The organism is Nonomuraea longispora (assembly GCF_004348345.1).
Taxonomy (GTDB): Bacteria; Actinomycetota; Actinomycetes; order Streptosporangiales; family Streptosporangiaceae; genus Nonomuraea; species Nonomuraea longispora.
On the sequence record NZ_SMJZ01000077.1, the window covers coordinates 15,990 to 36,261 of the forward strand.

Here is a 20,272-nt window from a genome sequence, read left to right on the forward strand (position 1 = left end):
GGCATTATCCGCGCATCATCAGCCGATGCGCCAGGTGTCGCCGCCCAGCAGCAGCTCGCTCAGGCCGCCCGGCCCCGCGCTGCCCACGGCCTCGTCGAGCTGCTCGGCCATGAGCGTGTCGTAGGCCGGCCGGTCGATCTGGCGGAAGATCCCGATCGGCACGTGCTCGAACGCCGGCTCGTCGAGCCTGCTGAGCGCGAAGGCCACCGACGGGTCGGGGTTGTGCGCGTCGTGCACGAGGATCTGGTCGTCGCTCACGCTGTCGCGGGCCACCACCTCGATGCCGCCGTTCGCGGCGCGTACGACGGCCTTCGAGGCGCTCGCGATCGGCTGACCGTGCTCCAGCCGCACCGTGATGTCGTCGCGGACCTCGGGGTCCTTGAGCTGCTCGAAGGCGTTGTCGTTGAAGATGTTGCAGTTCTGGTAGATCTCGACCAGCGACGCGCCGCGGTGCGCGGTCGCCTCGCGCAGAACCGACTGCAGGTGCTTGCGGTCGGAGTCGATGGTCCTGGCCACGAACGACGCCTCGGCGCCGAGAGCCAGCGAGATCGGGTTGAACGGCTTGTCCAGTGACCCCATCGGCGTCGACTTGGTGATCTTGCCGACCTCGCTCGTAGGAGAGTACTGGCCCTTGGTCAGACCGTAGATCCGGTTGTTGAACAGCAGGATGTTGAGGTTGACGTTGCGGCGCAGCGCGTGGATCAGGTGGTTGCCGCCGATCGACAGCGCGTCGCCGTCACCCGTGATCACCCAGACACTCAGGTCGGGCCGGCTGGCCGCCAGCCCGGTCGCGATCGCCGGCGCCCGCCCGTGGATGGAGTGGAAGCCGTAGGTGTTCAGGTAGTAGGGGAAACGCGACGAGCACCCGATGCCGGAGACGAACACGATGTTCTCGCGCCTGAGCCCCAGCTCGGGCAGGAAACTCTGCACGGCGGCGAGAATCGCGTAGTCGCCGCAGCCGGGGCACCAGCGCACCTCCTGGTCGGACTTGAAGTCCTTCAGGGTCTGCTTCACATCGGTCTTGGGAACGAGCGAGAGCCCCTTCCCGTTCAGCAGCTCAGTCACTGTCGATCACGTCCTGGATGACTCCGGCCAGCTCCTCGGCCTTGAACGGGAGCCCGCGCACGCGGTTGTAGCTGATCACGTCGACGAGGAAGCGGGCCCGCAGCAGCAGGGCCAGCTGGCCCAGGTTGATCTCGGGCAGCAGCACCTTGTCGTAACGCTTGAGGATCTCGCCGGTGTTGGCGGGCAGCGGGTTGAGATGGCGCAGGTGGGTCTGCGCGACCTTGCCGCCGCTCTTCCTGATGCGCCGCACGGCCGCGGCGATCGGCCCGTACGTCGAGCCCCATCCGATGACGAGCACCCTGGCGTCGCCGTCGGGGTCGTCGACCTCGAGGTCGGGCACGTCGATGCCGGCGACCTTGGCGGCCCTGGTGCGGACCATCAGGTCGTGGTTGGCGGGGTCGTAGGAGATGTTGCCGGTGCCGTCGGCCTTCTCGATGCCGCCGATGCGGTGTTCGAGACCGGGGGTGCCGGGGATGGCCCACGGGCGGGCGAGGGTGTCGGCGTCACGCTTGAAGGGCAGGAACGTGCCGTCCTCGCCGTTGGGGGCGGTCGTGAAATCCTGCGAGATGTCGGGCAGGTCGGCGATCTCGGGGAGTCGCCAGGGCTCCGAGCCGTTGGCCAGATAGCCGTCCGAGAGCAACATGACCGGTGTGCGGTATTTGACGGCGATCCTGGCCGCCTCGATGGCCGCGTCGAAGCAGTCGCTCGGCGACATCGGCGCCACCACCGGCACCGGCGACTCGCCGTTGCGGCCGAACAACGCCATCAGCAGGTCGGTCTGCTCGGTCTTGGTCGGCATGCCGGTGCTCGGCCCCGCGCGCTGCACGTCGACGACGATCAGCGGCAGCTCGGTGGTGACCGCCAGGCCGACGGTCTCGGCCTTCAGCGCCACGCCGGGGCCCGACGTGGTGGTCACGCCCAGCGCCCCGCCGAACGCGGCCCCGAGCGCCGCGCCGACGCCGGCGATCTCGTCCTCGGCCTGAAAGGTGCGGATCCCGAACCGCTTGTGCCTGGACAGCTCGTGCAGGATGTCGCTCGCCGGGGTGATCGGGTAGGACCCCAGGAACAGCGGCAGCTTCGACTGCACGCTCGCGGCGATCAGGCCGTAGGCGAGCGCCTGGTTGCCGGAGATGTTGCGGTAGACGCCCGGGGGCAGCTGCGCCGGCTTGACCTCGTAGCTCACCGAGAAACCCTCGGTGGTCTCGCCGTAGTTCCAGCCCGCCTGGAAGGCGGCGATGTTGGCCTTGGCGATGTCGGGCTTCTTGGCGAACTTCTGCTCGAGGAACTTGATGGTGTGCTCGGTCGGCCGGTGGTAGAGCCACGACAGCAGGCCGAGGGCGAACATGTTCTTCGACCGCTCGGCGTCCTTCTTCGACAGGTCGAAGTCTTCGAGCGCCTTGACGGTCAGCGAGGTCAGCGGGACCGCGTGCACGCGCCACTCGCTCAGGGAGTCGTCATCGAGCGGGCTGGTGGCGTAGCCGACCTTCTGCAGGTTGCGCTTGGTGAACTCGTCGGTGTTGGCGATGATGTCGGCGCCCCTGGGCAGGTCGCCCAGGTTGGCCTTGAGCGCGGCAGGGTTCATCGCCACGAGGACGTTGGGCGCGTCGCCGGGCGTGAGGATGTCGTGGTCGGCGAAGTGCAGCTGGAAGCTGGAGACGCCGGGCAAGGTGCCTGCGGGGGCCCGGATCTCGGCGGGGAAGTTGGGCAGAGTCGACAGGTCGTTGCCGAACTCCGCCGTGCCCGCCGTGAAACGGTCGCCGGTGAGCTGCATGCCGTCGCCGGAGTCGCCGGCGAATCTGATGATCACGCGGTCGAGTTGCTGGACCTGCTTCGTCACAGCTCAGTCCTCCTCGACGCGCCAAGGCGCGGTTGATGTAGGCGCGTTCTCTGTTTCCATGCTAGATCCTCGGAAGGTCACGCGTTTGCGGCCCGCGAATGCGGGTAAACGCGGGCGGGGTCAGGGTGAGGTGGGAGAACGACGACACAGCCCGGATGCGAGCCTGCAGAGGTCCACATGCAGGCGGGCGAACAGGACGGTTCGGGTCACGTGCGCCAACTATACGTCCCCCTCAAGCGGGTTAGGTCAGGGGCTCTCCGCTCCCTGAGCTGTACATGCGTCCGGCCTGCATCCCCGCAGAGCCGTACAACTCAGGAACGGTGACAAAGCTGTAACCCTTCCCGCGCAACCTTTCGAGGATGTCCGGAACCGCGTCGACGGTTTCCCGATGGATGTCGTGCATGAGAATGATCGCACCTGGATGTGCCCCGCGCACCGCTCTGTCGGCGATGTCGGCGGATTTGCCACCGCCCTGGTCATGGGTGTCGACGTCCCAGGTGACCAGCGACGCGCCCTGCTCGGCCGCGACGGCGCGCAACTGCGGGCTCGCGATCCCGTACGGCGGCCGCACGAGCGTCGGCGTGCGCCCGGTCGCGACGGCGATCGCGTCACCCGCCCGCCGCAGCGAGTCGGTGATCTTGCTGGTGGGCTGACCGGACAGGTTCTTGTGGTTCCAGCTGTGGTTGCCGACCAGATGCCCCTCGGCGCTCATCCGCAGCACCAGCCCTGGGTCGGCGGCGGTGTTCGTGCCGAGCGGGAAGAACGTGGCCCGCGCCCGATGCTCCTGGAGCCTGTCGAGCAGCGCGCCGGTGTGGGGTCCTGGACCGTCGTCGAACGTCAGCGCCACGCACTTCGTCCTGGCGCAGTCGGCGGTCACGGCCAGGGCCCTGACGGCCTCGGTGCCGTTGGCGGGATCGTTGGCGGGATCGTTCGCGGGCGGGACCCTGGTCAGGTCCGCCGCGTCCTTGCGCGCGGCCGTCCTGACGCCTTCCTGCGCCCGCCTCCCCAGGCCGGACAGCAGCGGCTCCGCGGCGTCCGCCGGCACGGCCGCGGCCACCCGGCCCAGCGCGCACGGCCCCACCTGGCAGTCGTCGAACTCGACCACCAGGTCCCCGTCACGGTTGAAGGCCATCGAGTCGAAGCGGCCGGCGTCCGCGACGACCTCGTCCGCCCCGATCTGCTGCCCGCGCTGCTGGACCAGCTGCCGCTTGACCAGCACGGCGAGCCGGCGCAGCGCGTCCTTGCCGGCGAGCAGCCCGGTGGAGCCGGCCGTCCTGCCTTCGTGCGGGTCGAACCAGTACGTCCGCGTGGAGTACCCGCAGCCCGCCTTCAGGTTCTCGCCGGTGCGCAGCCTTACGGCCACCGCTTCGGGGGAGGCGGCGGCGAGCTGCCAGTTCACGTTGAGCTCCGGCCGCGGGCCGGCCGCCTTCGTCTTCGTACGCTCGCGGAAGTCGCGCAGCTGCTCGCGCACCCGCTCGCGCAGCACCCGGTTGAGCGCGGGGGCCTCGTCCAGCTCGGGGTAGGTGATGTGCACGTATCGGCGGCCGGCGGAGTCGCCCTCCGTGAGGGTTCTGGTGGACAGGCCGACGACGGTCGTGGGGTCGACAAAGTCGACCAGCGTCGGCTCTGCCGGGACCACCATGCCCCTGTCGGGAACGGCGGCGGCCATGCCACAACCGGAGACCGAGAGGGCCAGCAGAGCGATTCCTGCAGAGAATCGCCTTATATGCATGCATGCCACAGTATGTGGGCGATCTTGCCATTTACTCCGATTTGGGATGATCGGTAGCGGACTTTTGACCACCCTCCGGTTTGGGGCTTCCCTGGGTTACCATCCCGTCATGGACGGCTACTACGGGTCGTACGTGCTCGTCGCCGCGCTGCTCGCCATCGGCGTCGCCATCGTGGCCGGCGCCCTGTTCGCCAACCGCCTGCTCCGCCCGTCGCGCCCCACCCCGGACAAGCTGACCACGTACGAGTGCGGGGTCGACCCGGTGGGCGACGGCTGGGCGCAGTCCCAGGTCCGCTACTACGTCTTCACCTACCTGTACGTGGTCTTCGCCGTGGACGCCGTCTTCCTGTTCCCTTGGGCCACCATCTTCGACGCGCCCGGCTACGGGCTGACGACGCTCGTCGAGATGTTCGTGTTCCTGGGGTTCATCGCCCTCGGCATCGTCTACGCCTGGCGCAAACGCGTACTCACCTGGACGTGAGCCCGCCGCCCCGCGACGCCGCGCCCACCCGCGGCAGGCAGGCCGGTCTGGGCGGTGGTGGCCTACGGCAGCGCCAGGCAGCCTGCCCGGAACGCCGAGCTCCGGTCGGCGATCTCACGCGTGAGGCCCGTCACCCGGTCACGGTCGCGCGGCCCGGGGCTCGCGGCGATGGTGGAGGCGTCGGGCTGCACGTGTCGCCGGCCACTCCCTGCTCCTCGGCCGCACCTTCCCCTCCTGATCCGTGAGCCGTACGCAATTCCCGGAGGCGCCGGCAGGCTGGGAACGTGTCCTGCAGGCACCACAGCCTGTTCATGCCAGGGAAGATCTCTTTGCGTTCCCCCTGATCCGAGTAAGAATGTCCACATGGCAGCAACGGATCTCCCGATGCCCACAGTGGGGCCGATCTCCAGATTGGCTCCCAAACCCATGCGCTTCATTCTCAACTGGGGCAGGCGCTATTCGCTGTGGGTCTTCAACTTCGGGCTGGCCTGCTGCGCCATCGAGTTCATCGCGACGTCGGCAAGCCGCCACGACTTCATCCGCTTCGGCGTCATCCCGTTCGCCAACGGCCCCCGGCAGGCCGATCTCATGATCGTCTCGGGCACGGTCACCGACAAGATGGCCCCCGCCGTCAAACGCCTCTACGAGCAGATGCCCGATCCGAAATACGTGATCTCGTTCGGCGCCTGCTCCAACAGCGGCGGCCCCTACTGGGACTCCTACTGCGTGACCAACGGCGTCGACCAGATCATTCCCGTGGACATCTACGTCCCCGGCTGCCCGCCCAGGCCGGAAGCGCTCCTCTACGGCATCACCCAGCTCCAGGAGAAGATCGCCGGGGAGAAACTGAGCGACCGCTACATGTGGTCACGCGCCCACTCGCCGGAGGAGGCGTGACCGCGCGCATCGCCGAGCGGTTCGGCGAGCGCGCCGAGATCACCGAGTCGTACGGCGACGTCACCGTCGACGTCGCACCCGGCGACTGGATCGAGCTGCTGGCATTCGCCCGCGACGAGCTCGGCCACAGCTTCTTCGACTGGCTGACCGGCGTCGACGACCCGCCGGACGCCTTCCAGGTGGTGGCCCACGTCTGCGACCTCGACGCCCGCACCCGTCTGCTGCTGCGCACCCGCGTACCGCGCACCGTCCCCCACCTGCCCACCGCCGTCGCCGTCTACCGGGGCGCCAACTGGCACGAGCGCGAGACGTACGAGATGTTCGGCGTGATCTTCGACGGCCACCCCAACCTCGTCCCCCTCCTGCTGCCCGACGGTTTCGAAGGCCACCCGCTGCGCAAGGACTTCATCCTGGCCGCCCGCGTGGCCAAGCCCTGGCCCGGCGCCAAGGAGCCCGGCGAGTCAGGACACGGCGCCCCGAGCCGCCGCAAGACACTTCCGCCGGGAGTTCCAGCCGACTGGGGGCCGCCCGATGCTTGACGTGGTGCTGAGCTTCGCCGTCATCCTGGTCGTGTTCCTGGTGCTGCCGCTGATCGTGGGGCAGACCGAGCACAAGGTCATGGCGCACATGCAGTCGCGGCTGGGGCCGATGTACGCGGGCGGCTTCCACGGGTGGGCGCAGCTCATCGCCGACGGAGTGAAGTTCGCGCAGAAGGAGGACGTCGTCCCGGCCGCGGCCGACCGCCGCATCTTCATGATCGCCCCGGGTGTGGCACTCGTGCCGTATCTCCTCGTGCTGATCGCCATCCCTCTCGACCGCGGCCTCGTGGCCGTCGATCTCGACCTCGGCCTGTTCTTCGTCCTCGCCGTCATGGGCGTGGGAGTCCTGGGCGCGATCATGGCAGGGTGGGCCTCGGCCAACAAGTATTCCGTCCTCGGCGGCATGCGCTCGGCGGCCCAGCTCATGGCGTACGAGCTGCCCCTCGTGCTGGCGGCCTCGTCGGTCGCGATGGCCGCGGGCACCCTGTCGCTCCCCGGCATCGTCGAGGCGTGGCAGTGGTGGTGGCTGCCGTGGCAGGCCGTCGGCGGCATCGTCTTCTTCGTGGCCGGGCTGGCGGAACTGCGGCGCCCGCCGTTCGACATGCCGATCGCCGAGTCCGAGATCATCATGGGCCCGATGACCGAGTACACCGGCATGCGCTTCGCGCTCTTCATGCTCTCCGAATATGTCGGGATCGTCGTCCTGTCCTTCCTGACCACCGTCCTGTTCCTGGGCGGCTGGCACGGGCCGTTCCTGCCCGGCTGGTTGTGGACCCTGGTCAAGGTGTTCGCGCTGGCGTTCGTGGTGATCTGGCTGCGGGTGACCTATCCGCGCCTGCGCGAGGACCAACTGCAGAAGCTCGCCTGGGCCGGGCTCGTCCCGCTGGCGCTCGTGCAGCTGGCGCTCACCGGCGTCGTCAAGGTCCTCATCTGACGCGGCGCCGTCCTGCCCTTTTCGAGCCCGCTCGGCGGCGGGAGGCGTCAGTGAACGATGGCCAGCATCACGTCGGAGGCCGAGGGCCGTTCGTCCGGACGTTTGTTGAGGCACGCGCCCACGATCCCGCGTAAGGCGGGCGGCAGCGACGACAGATCGGGCTGGATCGTGAGCACCCGGTTGAACACCGCAGGCACGGTGTCCTCCCCGAACGCGGGCCGGCCCGTCGCCGCGAAGATGATCGTCGACGCCCAGCTGAACACGTCGGAGGGCGGGCCCACGGTCTCTCCCGACAACTGCTCGGGCGACATGTAGGGCGGCGTGCCGACCATCTTCCCCGTCGTCATGGTCACCTGGTCGAGCGCCTTGGCGATGCCGAAGTCGATCACGCGGGGGCCGTCGTGCCCGATCAGCACGTTGCTCGGTTTGAAGTCGCGATGGACGATGCCCGCCTTGTGGATGGCCGCCAGCGCCCCGGCCGTGGCCAACGCCAGCCGGGTCAGGCCGTCCTCGTCGCGTGGCCCGTGCTTCTTGACCAGCTGCTCCAGCGACGGGCCCTCGACGTATTCGCTGACGATGTAGGGGTGCTGACCGGAGACGCTCACGTCGAGGAGCCGGGCTGTGGAGAACGTCGCCACCCGCCGGGCCGCGTCGACCTCCCGGGCGAACCTCTTGCGCGCCACCTCGTCGACCAGGTCGTGCAGCACCTTCACCGCGACCCGCGTCCCGTTGGGTGCCGTCGCCAGGTAGACCGCCCCCTGCCCGCCCCGTCCGAGCTCCCGCAGCACCCGGTAGTGGCCCACCCACTCGAGTTGCCCGGTGCGCGGCCGATGGTGCTGACCGGGGGAGGTGGTGCGCCTGCCCATCTCCATCGGCCGGTGCGGAGGAAGGGGCGTCGCTCTGAGGCGGGCGCGCGCCATGTGGGGCACGAGAAAACCCGAATGCACGACCCCTCCGCCCCAGCTGAGCAGCAGGCCCAACGTGACCATGACGGCCAGGGGCTCCGGGATGTCCGCGAACTCCGCGTATGCGAGGGCCGAGATCGTGAACGAGCCGATGCCGACGAAGTAGACGCACGCGGCGACGAAGTGCCAGACGTTTCGCAACCAGTAAGCCGCGAACCCGATGGTGACCGGGGTCGCCAGGCCGCAGGTGAACAGGGGCAGGCAGGCCCACAAGACGGCGGCCGCCCACCTCCCGCCACTGGGACGGACTGAATGGCTCTGTTGCATGCCGGAGAGACTATCGTTCAGCGACCGGTTCATATCGGGCGAGCACACAGGTTGTGGATAACCATCGGCCTGCCTGTGGATAGCTGTGGAAAAACCGGGGACAATGCTCTGGCTCATTCACGTGCGAGGCCAAGTGCGTCATGATGTTGAACATGGGGCGGATACCGGGAGTCGGACTGGCGAAAGGGTTGTCCATCACCCTTCGCCACATGCTGCGTAAATCGGTTACGCAGCAGTATCCCGAGGTCAAGCCCGCCCTGCCGCCGCGGAGCCGAGGCGTTATCGCCCTGGTTGAGGAGAACTGCACCTCCTGCATGCTCTGTGCCCGGGAATGCCCCGATTGGTGCATCTACATCGACTCGCACAAGGAGACCATCCCGGCCCCCGAGGGCGGCCGCGCCCGCCAGCGCAACGTCCTCGACCGCTTCGCCATCGACTTCTCCCTGTGCATGTACTGCGGCATCTGCATCGAGGTCTGTCCGTTCGACGCCCTCTTCTGGTCACCGGAGTTCGAGTACGCCGAGGGCGACATCCGCAACCTTCTCCACGAGAAGGACAAGCTGGCCGCCTGGACCCAGACCGTACCGCCGCCTCCCGCCCACGACCCCGGCGCCGAGCCGCCGAAGGAGCTCACGGCCGCTCCCCGCCGCCCGGCCGCCGGCCGCGCCTCCCGCGCCACACCGTCGGGGAGGCCTCCCGCCGCACAGAAGCCCGCCGCCGGCGCCGCTCCAGACGTCGGTACGCAGGACGCGCCGCCCGGCCGGCGTACGGCCGCCGCACCGGCGCCGGGAGCGGCCCCCGCGCGCACCACGGACCCCGCGGCCGGGCCGCCGAAACGCGCTGCTGCTGCACGTGAGCCGGGGACGAGCGCGCCAGAGCCCGGGACCGCGGGGCCGCCCGGCACGCCCGCGTCCGCAGGGGACACACCGCCTGGCGCCCCGGCATCTGCAGGGGACACGTCGCCCGGCACGCCTGCGTCCGCAACGGTCACGCCACCCGGCACCCCGGCTTCTGCAGGGGACACGTCCGGTACGCCGACATCCGCGGGGGATTCGTCGCCCGGTACGTCCGATTCCTCCACCGGAGCCACCGAGCGAAGCGCAGCGTCCGGCCCGCCGGAGCCGGACACGCCTACGACGGCTGCGGCGTCACCGCGCCCCACGGACGGTCGCGGCGAGCGTCCGCGCAGATCGATGGCCAACGTACGGGCCATCCGGCCTCCCGGCGCTCTCCCGTCCCGCCCTCGGAACGACGCCCCGGCCGAGAGTTCCGAGCAGCCGACCGAGAGCCCTGAGCAGGGGGACACCGAGCCGGAGGACGCAGCGACCGGTTCAGCGGACCCCTCGGCCGACCCGCGACCGGCGGCTGATGCGGGACGCCCGCCAGCCGACCGTCCCAACGAACCTGCTCAGGAACAACCGGCACCTCAACCGCCAGAGCAGACTTCACCCGCGAGCCCCCGCAAGCGCAGGATGGCCGATCCACGGTCCATCCGACCGCCAGGGCGGCTCGGTCCTGACGACACAAGGGAGTCCGAGGAGGAGTCGTGACCGAGGCGGTGCCCTCCTACCTGTCACCCACCGGGCAAGAGATCGTCTTCTTGCTGCTGGGCGCGGTAGCGGTCGGATCGGCGCTGCTCGTCGTCACGACCAGGCAACTGGTTCACGCCGCCCTCTGGCTCGTGGTCTGCTTCGGCGCGCTGGCCGGCGGCTACCTCGTGCTGACGGCGGAGTTCGTGGCGTGGGTCCAGGTCCTGATCTACGTCGGCGCGGTGGTCGTGCTGATGTTGTTCGGCATCATGCTGACCCGCGCTCCCATCGGCCCTTCCGAAGATCTCGACAGCGGCAACCGGCTGGTCGCCGCCGTGGTGGCGGTGGCGACGGCGGCCCTCCTGGTCACCGTGGTGATCGACGGCTTCCGCACCGCCTACACCCCGCTGCGTCCCGGCAAGGGAGCCGCCAAGGAGCTGGGCGCCAGCGTGTTCGCCACCTGGGTGCTGCCTTTCGAGGCGCTGTCCGTGCTGCTGCTCGCCGCGCTGATCGGCGCGATCGTGTTGTCCCGCACCGACATCCCCGGCGGCGCCCCCGCCCAGCAGACGAGCGGTCCGTCCTCCGGCCCGCCGGACGCCACCCCGTTCCCCGGCAACCCCGAGACCATCCAGCCTCCGGCCAAGCCCGGAACCGTCCAGCCCCCGGCTCAGCCCGAGGGCACATCGCCGTCCGACCGGACCACGGGCAGCACGCCACCCGAGCAGACCGGGGGTCATTAGTGCACATCGTCTACCCGGCGGTCGTCTCCGCGCTCCTCTTCTCCGTCGGCGTCTACGGAGTGCTCGCCCGGCGCAACACGATCCTGGTGCTGATGTCGGTCGAGCTGATGCTCAACGCCGTCAACCTCAACCTGGTCGCGTTCGACGTGTGGCTGGGCGACCGCCTGCACAGCGGCCAGGTGCTCACCCTTTTCGTCATCGTCATCGCCGCCGCGGAGGTGGGCCTGGGTCTGGCCATCATCCTGGCGCTCTACCGCAACCGCCGCACCGTCGACATCGACCGCCTCCGTGACCTCGCCGAGCCGGCAGACGCCCCGCGAGGCGTGCCGAGCACCCTCACCGCCGGCGGCTCGCAGCCCCCGCCGAGCGCGCCCACGGACGAGGGCCACGACCCCGGCACACCACCACCGAGCCAGGACCGAAGCCTGGATCAAAACCAGCATCAAGTCCTGGACCAGGGGCATTCCGTCGCGGTTGAGAAGCCCGTCAAGCGAGGGGGCAGGCGATGACGACCTTCCCGCTGCTGGCCGTGCTCCTGCCCTTCCTGGCCGCCTTCGCGGGCCTGCTGCTTCCCCGCCTCCTCCACAGGCGAGGCCCGGCGGCCGAACCGGGCGGAGTGGCGGGCGCGCGGGCCAACACCAGGGCGGCCTGGATCGCCGTCCTGCCCACGGCCGCCTCCGCCGTCCTCGCCGTCTGGCTGGCCTGGGGTCCGGGGTTCGCCTTCCTCAACGGCGAAGGCACGTCATCCCTCACCGGCCGGACATACGGCACGATCGTCACCGGCGGCGTCCCCATCTCACTCACCCTGCAGGCCGACGACCTGTCGGGCGTCCTCGGCGTCCTGGTGACCCTGGTCGCCCTGGCCGTGCAGATCTACTCGATCGGCTATCTCCGAGACGACCCGCGCTACCCCTCCTACAGCGCGTTCATCAGCCTTTTCACCAGCGCGATGTTGCTGGTCGTGTACGCGGGTGACCTCCTTGTCCTCTACGTGGGCTGGGAGATCATGGGCCTGTGCTCCTACCTGCTCATCGGCCACTGGTGGGAGGACCGCGGCAATTCGCGCGCCGCGGTCAAGGCGTTCCTCGTGACCCGTCTGGGCGACGTCGGGTTTCTCTTCGGCATCTTCGTGCTGGGCATGGCGGCCGGGAGCTTCCGCGTCGCCGACGTGCTGGCGAAGGTGCCGGAGATGTCGCCGGCGACCCTGGTGACGGCCACGATGTTGCTGCTGGCCGGGGTGGCGGGCAAGAGCGCCCAGGTGCCGTTGCACACCTGGCTGCCCGACGCGATGGCCGGTCCGACGCCGATCAGCGCCCTCATCCACGCCGCCACCATGGTCGCCGCCGGGATCTTCATCGTGGCCCGGCTCTTCCCCGCGTTCCTGGCCGCCCGGCCCACGCTCGACGTGCTTGCCGTCGTCGCCGCGCTGGGCATGCTGGGGGCCGCGCTGGCCGCGCTGGCGCAGGACGACCTGAAACGTGTGCTCGCCTACTCCACGGTCAGCCAGCTCGCCTACATGGCCGGCGGGCTCGCCGCGGGCTCCGACACGTCGGCCGTCTTCCACCTGGTGACGCACGGGGCGTTCAAGGCGCTGCTGTTCCTCTGCGCGGGAGTGGTCATCCACCACGCCGGCTCCAACCTGATGTCGCAGATGGGCGGTCTGCGCCGGGAGCTGCCGGTCACGTTCGCGGCCATGACGATCGGGTTCGCCGCGCTGATGGGCCTCCCGCCGGCCAGCGGCTTCTTCAGCAAGGACAGCCTGCTCGTGGCGATGGACGGCGCGCTCGCGACCGGGGGCCTCACCGACGCGGCCGCCCTGCTCCTGCACGCGTGCGCGCTCGCGACCGTGGCCGTCACCGGCGCGTACGCCACCAGGGCCTGGCTGCGCACGTTCTTCGGCGAGGCGAAACCCGCCGCGCTGCCCGAGCCCGCGCCCGGCACCGCCCACGTCGTAACCGGCCGTGAGGCCCCGCGTTCGATGCTCGTACCCGTCGCCCTGCTCGCCGTTCCCGCCCTGCTGCTGGGCTTCGCCGTCGAGCCGCACCTCGCGCCCGGCGTGGCGGCCACCAGCGTCGTGCTCGCCCTCCTCGGGGCGGGGGCGGTCTACGCGTTCTGGCGCATCGACCCCGCCGCCGACCCGGCCCGCCTGCTGGGGCCGTTCCGGGTGCCGTGCGAGCGGGCGTTCTACGTCGACGGCCTCTACGCGGCGCTCCTCGTACGCCCGGTCATGGTCCTGGCCAGGCTCGTGGTCAGCACCGACGACCACGTCGTGGACGGCGCGGTACGCGGGTCGGGCAGGTCTGCGCGCGGCCTGTCGGGAGCGCTGAGATTCGCCCAGAACGGCAACGTCCAGCTCTACGTGAGCGGGCTGCTGGCGGGTGTCCTGCTGATCGTGGTCGGGGCGGTGGTGTTCGCATGATGGGCTGGCTTCCCGTCGCGCTCCTGGCGGTGCCGCTGGTCGGCGCGCTCCTGCTGCTCCTCGCGCCGCACGCGTTGCGTCCCCGTCTGCGCGCGTACGGGCTGGTCCTGTCCGGCGTGACGCTGGCGCTGGCCGTGCTCATGGTGGCGGTGTTCGACTACGCCGGGGCGGCGCGTCCGCAGTTCGAGGTCGACCAGCCGTGGATCGCCGGGCTGGGGCTCCGCTTCCACCTCGGCGTCGACGGGATCTCGCTGCCGCTGGTCGCGCTGACGGCCCTGCTGACGTTCCTGTGCTTCGTCTACCTGTGCTGGGGTCGCGAGCGGGCCGGTGAGCAGCTCATGAGGGCGCGGCCGAGAGCGCTCGTGTTCACGCTGCTCGTGCTCGAAGTGGGCATGATCGGTACGTTCCTCGCTCTCGACCTGCTGCTCTTCTTCGTGTTCTTCGAGGTCGTGCTCATCCCGATGTACTTCCTGATCGCCATCTGGGGCGGCGAGGGGCGCGGGGCGGCGTCGGCCAAGTTCATCCTGTACACCCTGCTCGGCTCGGTCGTGATGCTGCTCGGCCTGCTGCTGGTGTGGGCGCAGACGGGCACGCTCGACATCGAGGCGCTGGCCGCAGCCCACGGCGCCGGCATGGCGAGGTCCGTGCAGATCCTGGCGTTCGTGGCGATCGGGGTGGGCCTGGCGGTGAAAACGCCCATGTGGCCGCTGCACACCTGGCTGCCCGACGCCCACACCGAGGCCCCCACCGTGGGCTCGGTGCTGCTCGCCGGGGTGCTGCTCAAGATGGGCACGTACGGCTTCGCCAGGATCGCCATCCCGATCCTCCCCGACGGGGCCGCGGCCGTGGCGCCGTGGCTCGGCGCGCTCGCCGTCGTCGGCATCGTCTACGGCGCCCTGGCCTGCCTGGCGCAGCGCGACCTCAAACGCATGATCGCCTACTCCTCCGTCGGCCACATGGGTTTCGTCCTGCTGGGCTTCGCCACGTTGACCCCCGTGGGCGTCAACGGCGCCCTCTTCGCCAACGTCGCCCACGGCCTCATCACCGGCCTGCTGTTCTTCCTGGCCGGAGCGGTCAAAGACCGCTACCACACCGCAGACATGCCTTCGCTGGGCGGCGGCATGCTGGCCACGCTGCCACGGCTGGGGTCGTTGCTCACGTTCGCGTCGATCGCCTCGCTCGGGCTGCCGGGGCTGGCCGGGTTCTGGGGGGAGATGCTGGCGCTGTTCGGAGCCTTCCAGCCGGCGAACGTCCTGCCGCGCCCGCTGTTCCTCACCTACATGGTGATCGGCGGTCTGGGGGCGGTGCTGACGGCCGCGTACTTCCTGGTCATGTTGTCCCGCGTCACCCACGGCCGCCCGCAGCGCCCCGCCCGCCCGGCGGCGCGGGTGCTCCAGGAGGTGGGCGGTCCGCCACCGGCGGTCCCGGACGACGTGGCCGGTCCGCCACCGGCGGTCCTGGACGACGTTGGGCGCCCGCCGGGCGACGTCCGCACCCACGAGCTGCTGGCGTGGACGCCGCTCGTCGTGCTGATCCTGCTCTTCGGGCTCTGGCCGGGCCTGCTGCTGTCGCTCACCACCCCCGCCGTGCTCACCCTGCTGGGAGTCGCCTCGTGATCCAGCAGATCGACTACTTCGCCATCGCGCCCCCGCTCGTGCTCGCGCTGACGGCCGGCCTGGTGCTGCTGCTCGACGCGTTCCTCCCGGCCCGCCCGCGCACGCGCGGCGCGCTGGGGTTCGTCACGCTGGCGGGCGTGCTGGTGTCCCTGGGGTTCGTGGTCGCCCAGGCGGCCGGGGGCGGCACGCCGCGCTCGACGTTCTGCGTCCCGCCCGGCCTCGCGGACCCGGCGACGGCGCAGTGCTCGTTCGTGGCCGACCGGTTCACGCTGGTGTTCGCGGGCATGGTGCTCGCCGCGGCAGTGGTCGTCGTGCTGCTGTCGATGACGGAGCTGGCCGGCGGCGGCATCCCGGTGGGCGAGTGGTACTTCCTGCTGCTGTGTACGTTCGTCGGCGCGGTCACCCTGCCCGCGTCCCGCGACCTGATCATGCTCGTGGTGGCGCTGGAGCTGGTGTCGCTCCCGGTCTTCGCGCTCACCGCGCTCAAACGTTACGACGGCCGCTCCTCCGAGGCCGCGGTGAAGCTGTTCGTCGTGTCGGTGGTGTCGACCGCCGTCATGTTGTACGGCGTCTCCTTGCTGTACGGCATCGCGGGCACGGTCTTCCTGTCCCGCCTGGAGGAGGTGTTCGGCGGCCAGGCCGAGGCGCCGGGCGTGGCGCTCGTCCAGGGCGACCTTCCCGCGGTAGGCACGGTCGGCGTCGTCCTCGTCGTGGCGGGCTTCGCCTTCAAGATCGCCGCTGTGCCGTTCCACGCCTGGGCGGCCGACGTCTACCAGGGTGCGCCCGTCCCCGTCGCCGCTCTGCTGTCGGTCGTCTCCAAGGCGGCCGGGTTCGCGGGGCTGATCCTCGTACTCGTGGCCGCGCTGTCCGGGCAGGCCGCCACGTGGATCCCGATCGTCGCGGTGCTCGCCGCGCTGACCATGACCGCGGGCAACCTGCTCGCCCTGCGTCAGCGTTCGGCCGTACGCCTGCTCGCCTGGTCGTCGGTGGCGCAGTCCGGCTACATCCTGGCCCCGCTGGCCGTGACGGTCACCGCCGACGGCGTCACCGCGGTCGGCGCGTCCATGGCCTACCTCGTGATCTACGCCGCGATGAACCTGGGCGCGTTCGCGGTCGTCATGCTCGTGTCGAAGACCACCACCCGCAATGAGCTCGACGACTACCGCGGCCTGGTGTTCCGCCGTCCCGTCGCCGGGCTCGCGCTGGCGTTCTGCCTGATCTGCCTGGCGGGGCTGCCGCCGGGGCTGGCCGGACTGTTCGCGAAGGTGTTCGTCTTCAGGGAGCTCGTCGAGGGCGGCTCCGGCTGGCTGGCGCTGGTCATGGCGGCCAACACCGTGATCGGCCTCTACTACTACGCCGTCTGGACGGCACGGCTGTTCGCACCCGCCGCGGAACGGGACGCCGCGCCCCGGCGCACGTTCCCGGCCACGGGGTCGGCCATCGGGCTCGCCGTCGCCGTCGCCGTGCTGTTCTCGGTCGCTCCCCAGCTGGTTCTCGACGCCACCGCTCTGTCCGCGTTCGGCTGACACGTCACGGCACGCAGGGGAAAGGTCGCGCTCTGCCTTCAGCTGAGCACACCGGGGAACGAAGCACCGGGTCATCATCGTTGGACTGAGGTGAACCCAGGCACGAAAGGGGGAGCCTTGCACCACAACGGTCTGCGCACCGCCGTTCTTCTCGGTGGGTTGTCGGCGTTCCTTGTGGCGGTGGGCGCGTGGTTGGGCGGCGGCACCGGTGCGCAGATGGCGCTGATGCTGGCCCTGGCGACCAACGGCGTCGCCTACTTCTTCTCCGACCGCATCGCCCTGTCGGCCATGCGCGCCCGTCCGGTCGGTGAGGTCGAGCACCCGACGCTCTACCGGATCGTGCGCGAGCTGTCGACCGAGGCCCGGCAGCCGATGCCGCGCCTGTACATCTCGCCGACCGTGCAGCCCAACGCTTTCGCGACGGGCAGGAGCCCGCGCAAGGCAGCGGTGTGCGTGACGTACGGCCTGACCAAGCTGCTCGATGAGGCCGAGCTGCGCGGGGTGATCGGGCACGAGCTGTCACACGTGTACAACCGAGACATCCTCGTCGCCTCGGTGGCCGGTGCGCTGGCCACGATGATCACCTGGCTCAGCTACGTCGCGGTGTTCTTCGGCGGGTCGGATGACGACGAGGGGCCGGGCTTCGTCGGCGCGCTGCTCATGATGGTGCTCGGGCCGGTCGCGGCCGGAATGGTGCAGATGGCGATCTCCCGCACCAGGGAGTTCCAGGCCGACGAGTCGGGCGCGCGGCTCACCGGCGACCCGCTCGCGCTGGCCTCGGCGCTGCGCAAGATCGAACTGGGCGCCCGCCGCCTCCCGCTCCCGGAGAACAGCCGCCTCACCTCGGCCTCCCACATGATGATCGCCAACCCGTTCAGCGGCTCCGGCTTCGGCCGTCTGTTCTCCACCCACCCGCCCACTTCCGAGAGAGTCGCCCGACTCGAGCGCATGGCCGGATATCGTCGTTGACGATGGGCCGATTTCCACGCTTGACCAAAGCGGAGCGCAAACTCTGGAACGCCTTCCCCACGGGCCGGCTCGTCGAGCTGGCCCCGGTCGAGATGGGCGCCGGCCGCACGGCAGGGGCCAACGCGCCCACCGACGGCCACACCTGGGGCCCCGACCGTACGATCAGGGCCGAGGTGATCACCCGATTGCTGCTCGGCGCCCATGACGAGGGCGGGGGCGCCGCGCCGGCCGTACGCCTGCGCGGCGCCAGAATCACCGGCCGGTTGTCGATCGTCGGCGGCACGATCCCGTACGAACTCGTCCTGAGCGGATGCCACCTCGACCAACCCATCCAGCTCACCGGCTCCGCCACCCGCACCCTCCGCCTGACCGACTGCCACTTCCCCGGCCTCAGCGGCGGCGGCATGCGGGTCGCCGGCCATCTCAGCCTCTCGGGCTCCCACGTCACCGGCACCGTCCGTGTGAGCCGGGCCCAGTTCGAGAGCGGCCTGTGGCTGGGCGGCACCAAGGTGGTGTCCGGCGACGGCGAGTGGGCGCTCCACGCGAACTCCATCGTCGTCGACGCCGGCATGTACATGCGCAACGCCGACCTCACCGGCGGAGTCGGCCTGGTCGGTTCGCGGCTGAACGGGGGGTTCTTCCTCGACGGCGCCACCCTCCGCAATCCCGGCAAGGAGGCCCTGACCGCCGACAACATGGTCGTCGAGGACAGCATGCGCTGCTCCGGTGGATTCCAGGCATCCGGCTGCGTGCGGTTACGCGGCGCCCGCATCAACGGCACGCTCGCGTTAGGCGGCGCCTTCAACAGCCCCGACACCCGCTACGCCCTCCACGCGAGCCACATGGAGGTTCGCGAGTTGTCACTCACGCCGTCGGAGCCCATCGACGGCGTCGTCACCCTCGCCCACACCAGGGTCGGCACCCTGCACGACAACCCCGACACCTGGCCCGCCAAGCTCCGGCTCAACGGCCTCACGTACGACCGCCTGCGCGGCTCGGGCGTGGCCCGGCGCATCGAATGGGTCACCCGCGACCCGGAGGGGTTCCGGCCGCAGCCGTACGAGCAACTGGCCGCCTGGTACATCAGCGACGGCAACGAAGCGCTCGCCCGCCGCGCCCAGCTCGCCAAGCTGCGCGCCAGGCGGCAGACGCAGGGGCTCGGCGGCCGGATCTGGGGGCGGCTGCTGGATGCGGCGGTCGGCTACGGCTATCGTCCCTGGCTGGCCGGCATGTGGTTCACGCTCCTGCTGGCAGTCGGAACGGTCGTCTTCGCAATAAACCCGCCAAGAGCCCTCAAACCCGACGAGAGCCCCGATTTCAACTCGTTCGCCTACAGCTTCGACCTGCTGCTCCCGATCCCCGCGTTCGGGCAACGGGAGATGTTCGACCCCGGGGGATGGACGCAGTGGCTCGCGTACGGGCTGATCGTGTGCGGCTGGATCCTCGCCACGGCGTTGATCGCAGGCGCTACGCGGGTCCTCCGTCCGCAGTGATCTTACGCAGGATCTCGGCGAGGTTCTCGGGAAAGAACACCTCGCGGGTGCTCTCGAGCTCCGCCACGCTCCACCACCGGTAGGCGGTCGTCGTGTCCTTCTCGATCTGCTCCATGTGCTCGAACGACACCGCCGCGCCGGGCCCGACCCTGATCGCGAAGAACGTCTGATCCTGCGTGATGGCGTAGTCGGACCACTCGAACTCGATGACGCTGGATGCGTACGGCCCGGTGAACTCCTGCGGATCCGCCCGCATCCCGACCTCCTCGAACAACTCCCGCGCCGCCGCCTCCTGCAACGTCTCGCCACCCTCGGCGGCCCCGCCGATCGTGAACCAGAACGGCTGATCCGGGCGCACGGGATCAAAGCCATAAAGCAGCAGTACGCGGTCGTGATCGTCGATGGGCAGAGCACGTGCCGTGAAACGGCGCAGAGGGATCTTCGTCACGACAAACGAGCATAGGTGGGCCGGCCCCGAGGCACAGGAGGGACCGCGCCGCCCTCGTACGAGAACGCCGCGCCCTGCCGTGTGCCCCGGGTACCTCCGTGAACCTCCGGGCGCCTCAGAGCCCTCGATGCCCCGGTATGCCCTCCGCCGCCACCGGAGCCGTCGCGCTTCCACGCCCGCGAACCAGCTTCCACGCCCGCGAACTAGCGGTAGTTCACGAACTGCAGGGCGATGTCCAGATCCTTACCCTTGAGCAGCGTGATGACGTCCTGAAGGTCATCCTTCTTCTTGGAGCTGACCCGAAGCTCCTCGCCCTGAATCTGCGCCTTGATTCCCTTGGGTCCCTCGTCGCGGATCATCTTGGAGATCTTCTTCGCGTTCTCCTGGTCGATGCCCTCCTTCAGGCTGACCAGCATGCGGTACTCCTTGCCCGACAGCCTGGGCTCGCCCGCATCGATAATCTTCAGCGACAGACCCCGCTTGACCACCTTCTCCTTGAACACGTCGAGTGCGGCGTTCGCCCGCTCCTCACTGTTCGCCTTGATCTCGATGTTCTCCTGACCCGACCAGCTGATGCTCGCCCCCGTGCCCTTGAAGTCGAAGCGGTGCCCGACCTCCTTGACCGTCTGGTTCAGAGCGTTGTCGACCTCCTGCCGGTCGATCTTGCTGACGATGTCGAACGACGAATCAGCCAAAACACCCATCCTCTCAACTGCGGAAAGCACTCTCCGGATCCCACCGGTACGGCGAACGCCACGGCACGGACCCAGCGCACGAGCCTAGCCAGCATCGGCCCGCGGCGCAGGCCCCCAGCC

19 protein-coding genes and 1 pseudogene are annotated in these 20,272 nt (G+C 69.9%); 12 read left to right on the forward strand and 8 right to left on the reverse strand.

Annotation, left to right across the window (positions count from 1 at the left end):
- Positions 1–18 precede the first annotated feature (18 nt).
- From E1267_RS20840 to E1267_RS20850, 4 genes are all read right to left on the reverse strand, one after another.
- Positions 19–1,065, reverse strand: a complete 1,047-nt coding sequence (locus tag E1267_RS20840) for a 2-oxoacid:ferredoxin oxidoreductase subunit beta (RefSeq protein ID WP_132334264.1) — start codon at positions 1,063–1,065, stop codon at positions 19–21.
- Positions 1,058–2,902: a 2-oxoacid:acceptor oxidoreductase subunit alpha gene (locus E1267_RS20845; protein WP_132334265.1), complete on the reverse strand. Its 1,845-nt coding sequence runs from the start codon at positions 2,900–2,902 to the stop codon at positions 1,058–1,060. Before E1267_RS20845 ends, E1267_RS20840 begins: the two co-directional genes overlap by 8 nt.
- Positions 2,903–3,022: 120 nt before the next feature.
- The gene (locus tag E1267_RS47945; RefSeq protein ID WP_311132193.1) at positions 3,023–3,112 is read right to left on the reverse strand and encodes a putative leader peptide; all 90 of its coding nucleotides are present in this window, start codon (positions 3,110–3,112) and stop codon (positions 3,023–3,025) included.
- Between the two features lie 31 nt (positions 3,113–3,143).
- Positions 3,144–4,571, reverse strand: coding sequence for a polysaccharide deacetylase family protein (locus E1267_RS20850; RefSeq protein ID WP_132334266.1), 1,428 nt, complete (start codon positions 4,569–4,571; stop codon positions 3,144–3,146).
- A 172-nt stretch (positions 4,572–4,743) separates the two neighbouring features.
- Here E1267_RS20850 and E1267_RS20855 point away from each other — a divergent pair, with 172 nt between their 5' ends.
- Positions 4,744–5,115: an NADH-quinone oxidoreductase subunit A gene (locus E1267_RS20855; protein ID WP_132334267.1), complete on the forward strand. Its 372-nt coding sequence runs from the start codon at positions 4,744–4,746 to the stop codon at positions 5,113–5,115.
- Between the two features lie 62 nt (positions 5,116–5,177).
- Here the strand turns inward: E1267_RS20855 and E1267_RS47320 are convergent, their stop codons facing one another.
- The gene (locus tag E1267_RS47320; RefSeq protein ID WP_281283671.1) at positions 5,178–5,306 is read right to left on the reverse strand and encodes a hypothetical protein; all 129 of its coding nucleotides are present in this window, start codon (positions 5,304–5,306) and stop codon (positions 5,178–5,180) included.
- A gap of 235 nt (positions 5,307–5,541) precedes the next feature.
- Between E1267_RS47320 and E1267_RS20860 the strand changes: the two genes are divergently transcribed.
- The 3 genes from E1267_RS20860 to nuoH are packed head-to-tail and all read left to right on the forward strand — an operon-like array spanning position 5,542 to position 7,485.
- Complete coding sequence (locus E1267_RS20860; protein ID WP_236666688.1) at positions 5,542–6,012, forward strand: NADH-quinone oxidoreductase subunit B; 471 nt, start codon at positions 5,542–5,544, stop codon at positions 6,010–6,012.
- The gene (locus E1267_RS20865; RefSeq protein WP_132334269.1) at positions 6,009–6,551 is read left to right on the forward strand and encodes an NADH-quinone oxidoreductase subunit C; all 543 of its coding nucleotides are present in this window, start codon (positions 6,009–6,011) and stop codon (positions 6,549–6,551) included. Before E1267_RS20860 ends, E1267_RS20865 begins: the two co-directional genes overlap by 4 nt.
- Positions 6,544–7,485: an NADH-quinone oxidoreductase subunit NuoH gene (nuoH, locus tag E1267_RS20870; RefSeq protein WP_132334270.1), complete on the forward strand. Its 942-nt coding sequence runs from the start codon at positions 6,544–6,546 to the stop codon at positions 7,483–7,485. The genes E1267_RS20865 and nuoH overlap by 8 nt, the downstream gene beginning before the upstream one ends.
- 47 nt (positions 7,486–7,532) lie before the next feature.
- On the opposite strand, the gene E1267_RS20875 is transcribed toward nuoH, so the two are convergent.
- A complete protein-coding gene (locus E1267_RS20875) occupies positions 7,533–8,717 on the reverse strand; it encodes a serine/threonine-protein kinase (protein ID WP_132334271.1) in 1,185 nt (394 codons plus the stop codon).
- A gap of 314 nt (positions 8,718–9,031) precedes the next feature.
- Here E1267_RS20875 and E1267_RS46500 point away from each other — a divergent pair, with 314 nt between their 5' ends.
- The 8 genes and pseudogenes from E1267_RS46500 to E1267_RS20920 all read left to right on the forward strand — a co-directional run bounded on the left by E1267_RS46500 (position 9,032) and on the right by E1267_RS20920 (position 19,009).
- Complete coding sequence (locus E1267_RS46500; RefSeq protein WP_342774851.1) at positions 9,032–10,267, forward strand: 4Fe-4S binding protein; 1,236 nt, start codon at positions 9,032–9,034, stop codon at positions 10,265–10,267.
- Positions 10,264–10,986, forward strand: coding sequence for an NADH-quinone oxidoreductase subunit J family protein (locus E1267_RS20890; RefSeq protein ID WP_132334272.1), 723 nt, complete (start codon positions 10,264–10,266; stop codon positions 10,984–10,986). Before E1267_RS46500 ends, E1267_RS20890 begins: the two co-directional genes overlap by 4 nt.
- Positions 10,986–11,267 (forward strand): annotated as a pseudogene (gene nuoK / locus E1267_RS47665) (NADH-quinone oxidoreductase subunit NuoK); the annotation flags it as partial. The gene E1267_RS20890 and the pseudogene nuoK, both read left to right, overlap by 1 nt.
- A 224-nt stretch (positions 11,268–11,491) precedes the next feature.
- Positions 11,492–13,405 carry an NADH-quinone oxidoreductase subunit 5 family protein gene (locus E1267_RS20900; RefSeq protein ID WP_132334273.1) on the forward strand — a complete coding sequence of 638 codons (1,914 nt, stop codon included), beginning with the start codon at positions 11,492–11,494 and terminating at the stop codon, positions 13,403–13,405.
- Positions 13,402–15,021, forward strand: coding sequence for a complex I subunit 4 family protein (locus E1267_RS20905; RefSeq protein WP_342774850.1), 1,620 nt, complete (start codon positions 13,402–13,404; stop codon positions 15,019–15,021). The genes E1267_RS20900 and E1267_RS20905 overlap by 4 nt, the downstream gene beginning before the upstream one ends.
- Entirely contained in the window at positions 15,018–16,547 is a 1,530-nt protein-coding gene (locus E1267_RS20910; RefSeq protein WP_132334274.1) for an NADH-quinone oxidoreductase subunit N, read from the forward strand. Before E1267_RS20905 ends, E1267_RS20910 begins: the two co-directional genes overlap by 4 nt.
- Before the next feature lie 117 nt (positions 16,548–16,664).
- Positions 16,665–17,516, forward strand: a complete 852-nt coding sequence (htpX, locus tag E1267_RS20915; RefSeq protein ID WP_132334275.1) for a zinc metalloprotease HtpX — start codon at positions 16,665–16,667, stop codon at positions 17,514–17,516.
- Between the two features lie 2 nt (positions 17,517–17,518).
- Complete coding sequence (locus tag E1267_RS20920; RefSeq protein WP_132334276.1) at positions 17,519–19,009, forward strand: hypothetical protein; 1,491 nt, start codon at positions 17,519–17,521, stop codon at positions 19,007–19,009.
- Here the strand turns inward: E1267_RS20920 and E1267_RS20925 are convergent.
- The gene (locus E1267_RS20925) at positions 18,984–19,457 is read right to left on the reverse strand and encodes an NUDIX hydrolase (RefSeq protein ID WP_161714312.1); all 474 of its coding nucleotides are present in this window, start codon (positions 19,455–19,457) and stop codon (positions 18,984–18,986) included. The genes E1267_RS20920 and E1267_RS20925 overlap by 26 nt on opposite strands.
- A 203-nt stretch (positions 19,458–19,660) precedes the next feature.
- On the reverse strand, positions 19,661–20,152 hold the full coding sequence (locus tag E1267_RS20930; RefSeq protein ID WP_132334278.1) for a YajQ family cyclic di-GMP-binding protein: 492 nt from the start codon (positions 20,150–20,152) through the stop codon (positions 19,661–19,663).
- Positions 20,153–20,272: the final 120 nt, after the last annotated feature.

What these genes read in the sequence shown, in the direction of transcription:
- E1267_RS20850 (WP_132334266.1), bottom strand. Translation starts at nt 4,571, where the DNA reads ATGGCCGCCGCCGTTCCCGACAGGGGCATGGTGGTCCCGGCAGAGCCG.
- E1267_RS20855 (WP_132334267.1), top strand. Translation starts at nt 4,744, where the DNA reads ATGGACGGCTACTACGGGTCGTACGTGCTCGTCGCCGCGCTGCTCGCC.
- E1267_RS20860 (WP_236666688.1), top strand. Translation starts at nt 5,542, where the DNA reads ATGCGCTTCATTCTCAACTGGGGCAGGCGCTATTCGCTGTGGGTCTTC.
- nuoH (WP_132334270.1), top strand. Translation starts at nt 6,544, where the DNA reads ATGCTTGACGTGGTGCTGAGCTTCGCCGTCATCCTGGTCGTGTTCCTG.
- E1267_RS20875 (WP_132334271.1), bottom strand. Translation starts at nt 8,717, where the DNA reads ATGCAACAGAGCCATTCAGTCCGTCCCAGTGGCGGGAGGTGGGCGGCC.
- E1267_RS46500 (WP_342774851.1), top strand. Translation starts at nt 9,032, where the DNA reads ATGCTCTGTGCCCGGGAATGCCCCGATTGGTGCATCTACATCGACTCG.
- E1267_RS20900 (WP_132334273.1), top strand. Translation starts at nt 11,492, where the DNA reads ATGACGACCTTCCCGCTGCTGGCCGTGCTCCTGCCCTTCCTGGCCGCC.
- E1267_RS20905 (WP_342774850.1), top strand. Translation starts at nt 13,402, where the DNA reads ATGATGGGCTGGCTTCCCGTCGCGCTCCTGGCGGTGCCGCTGGTCGGC.
- E1267_RS20920 (WP_132334276.1), top strand. Translation starts at nt 17,519, where the DNA reads ATGGGCCGATTTCCACGCTTGACCAAAGCGGAGCGCAAACTCTGGAAC.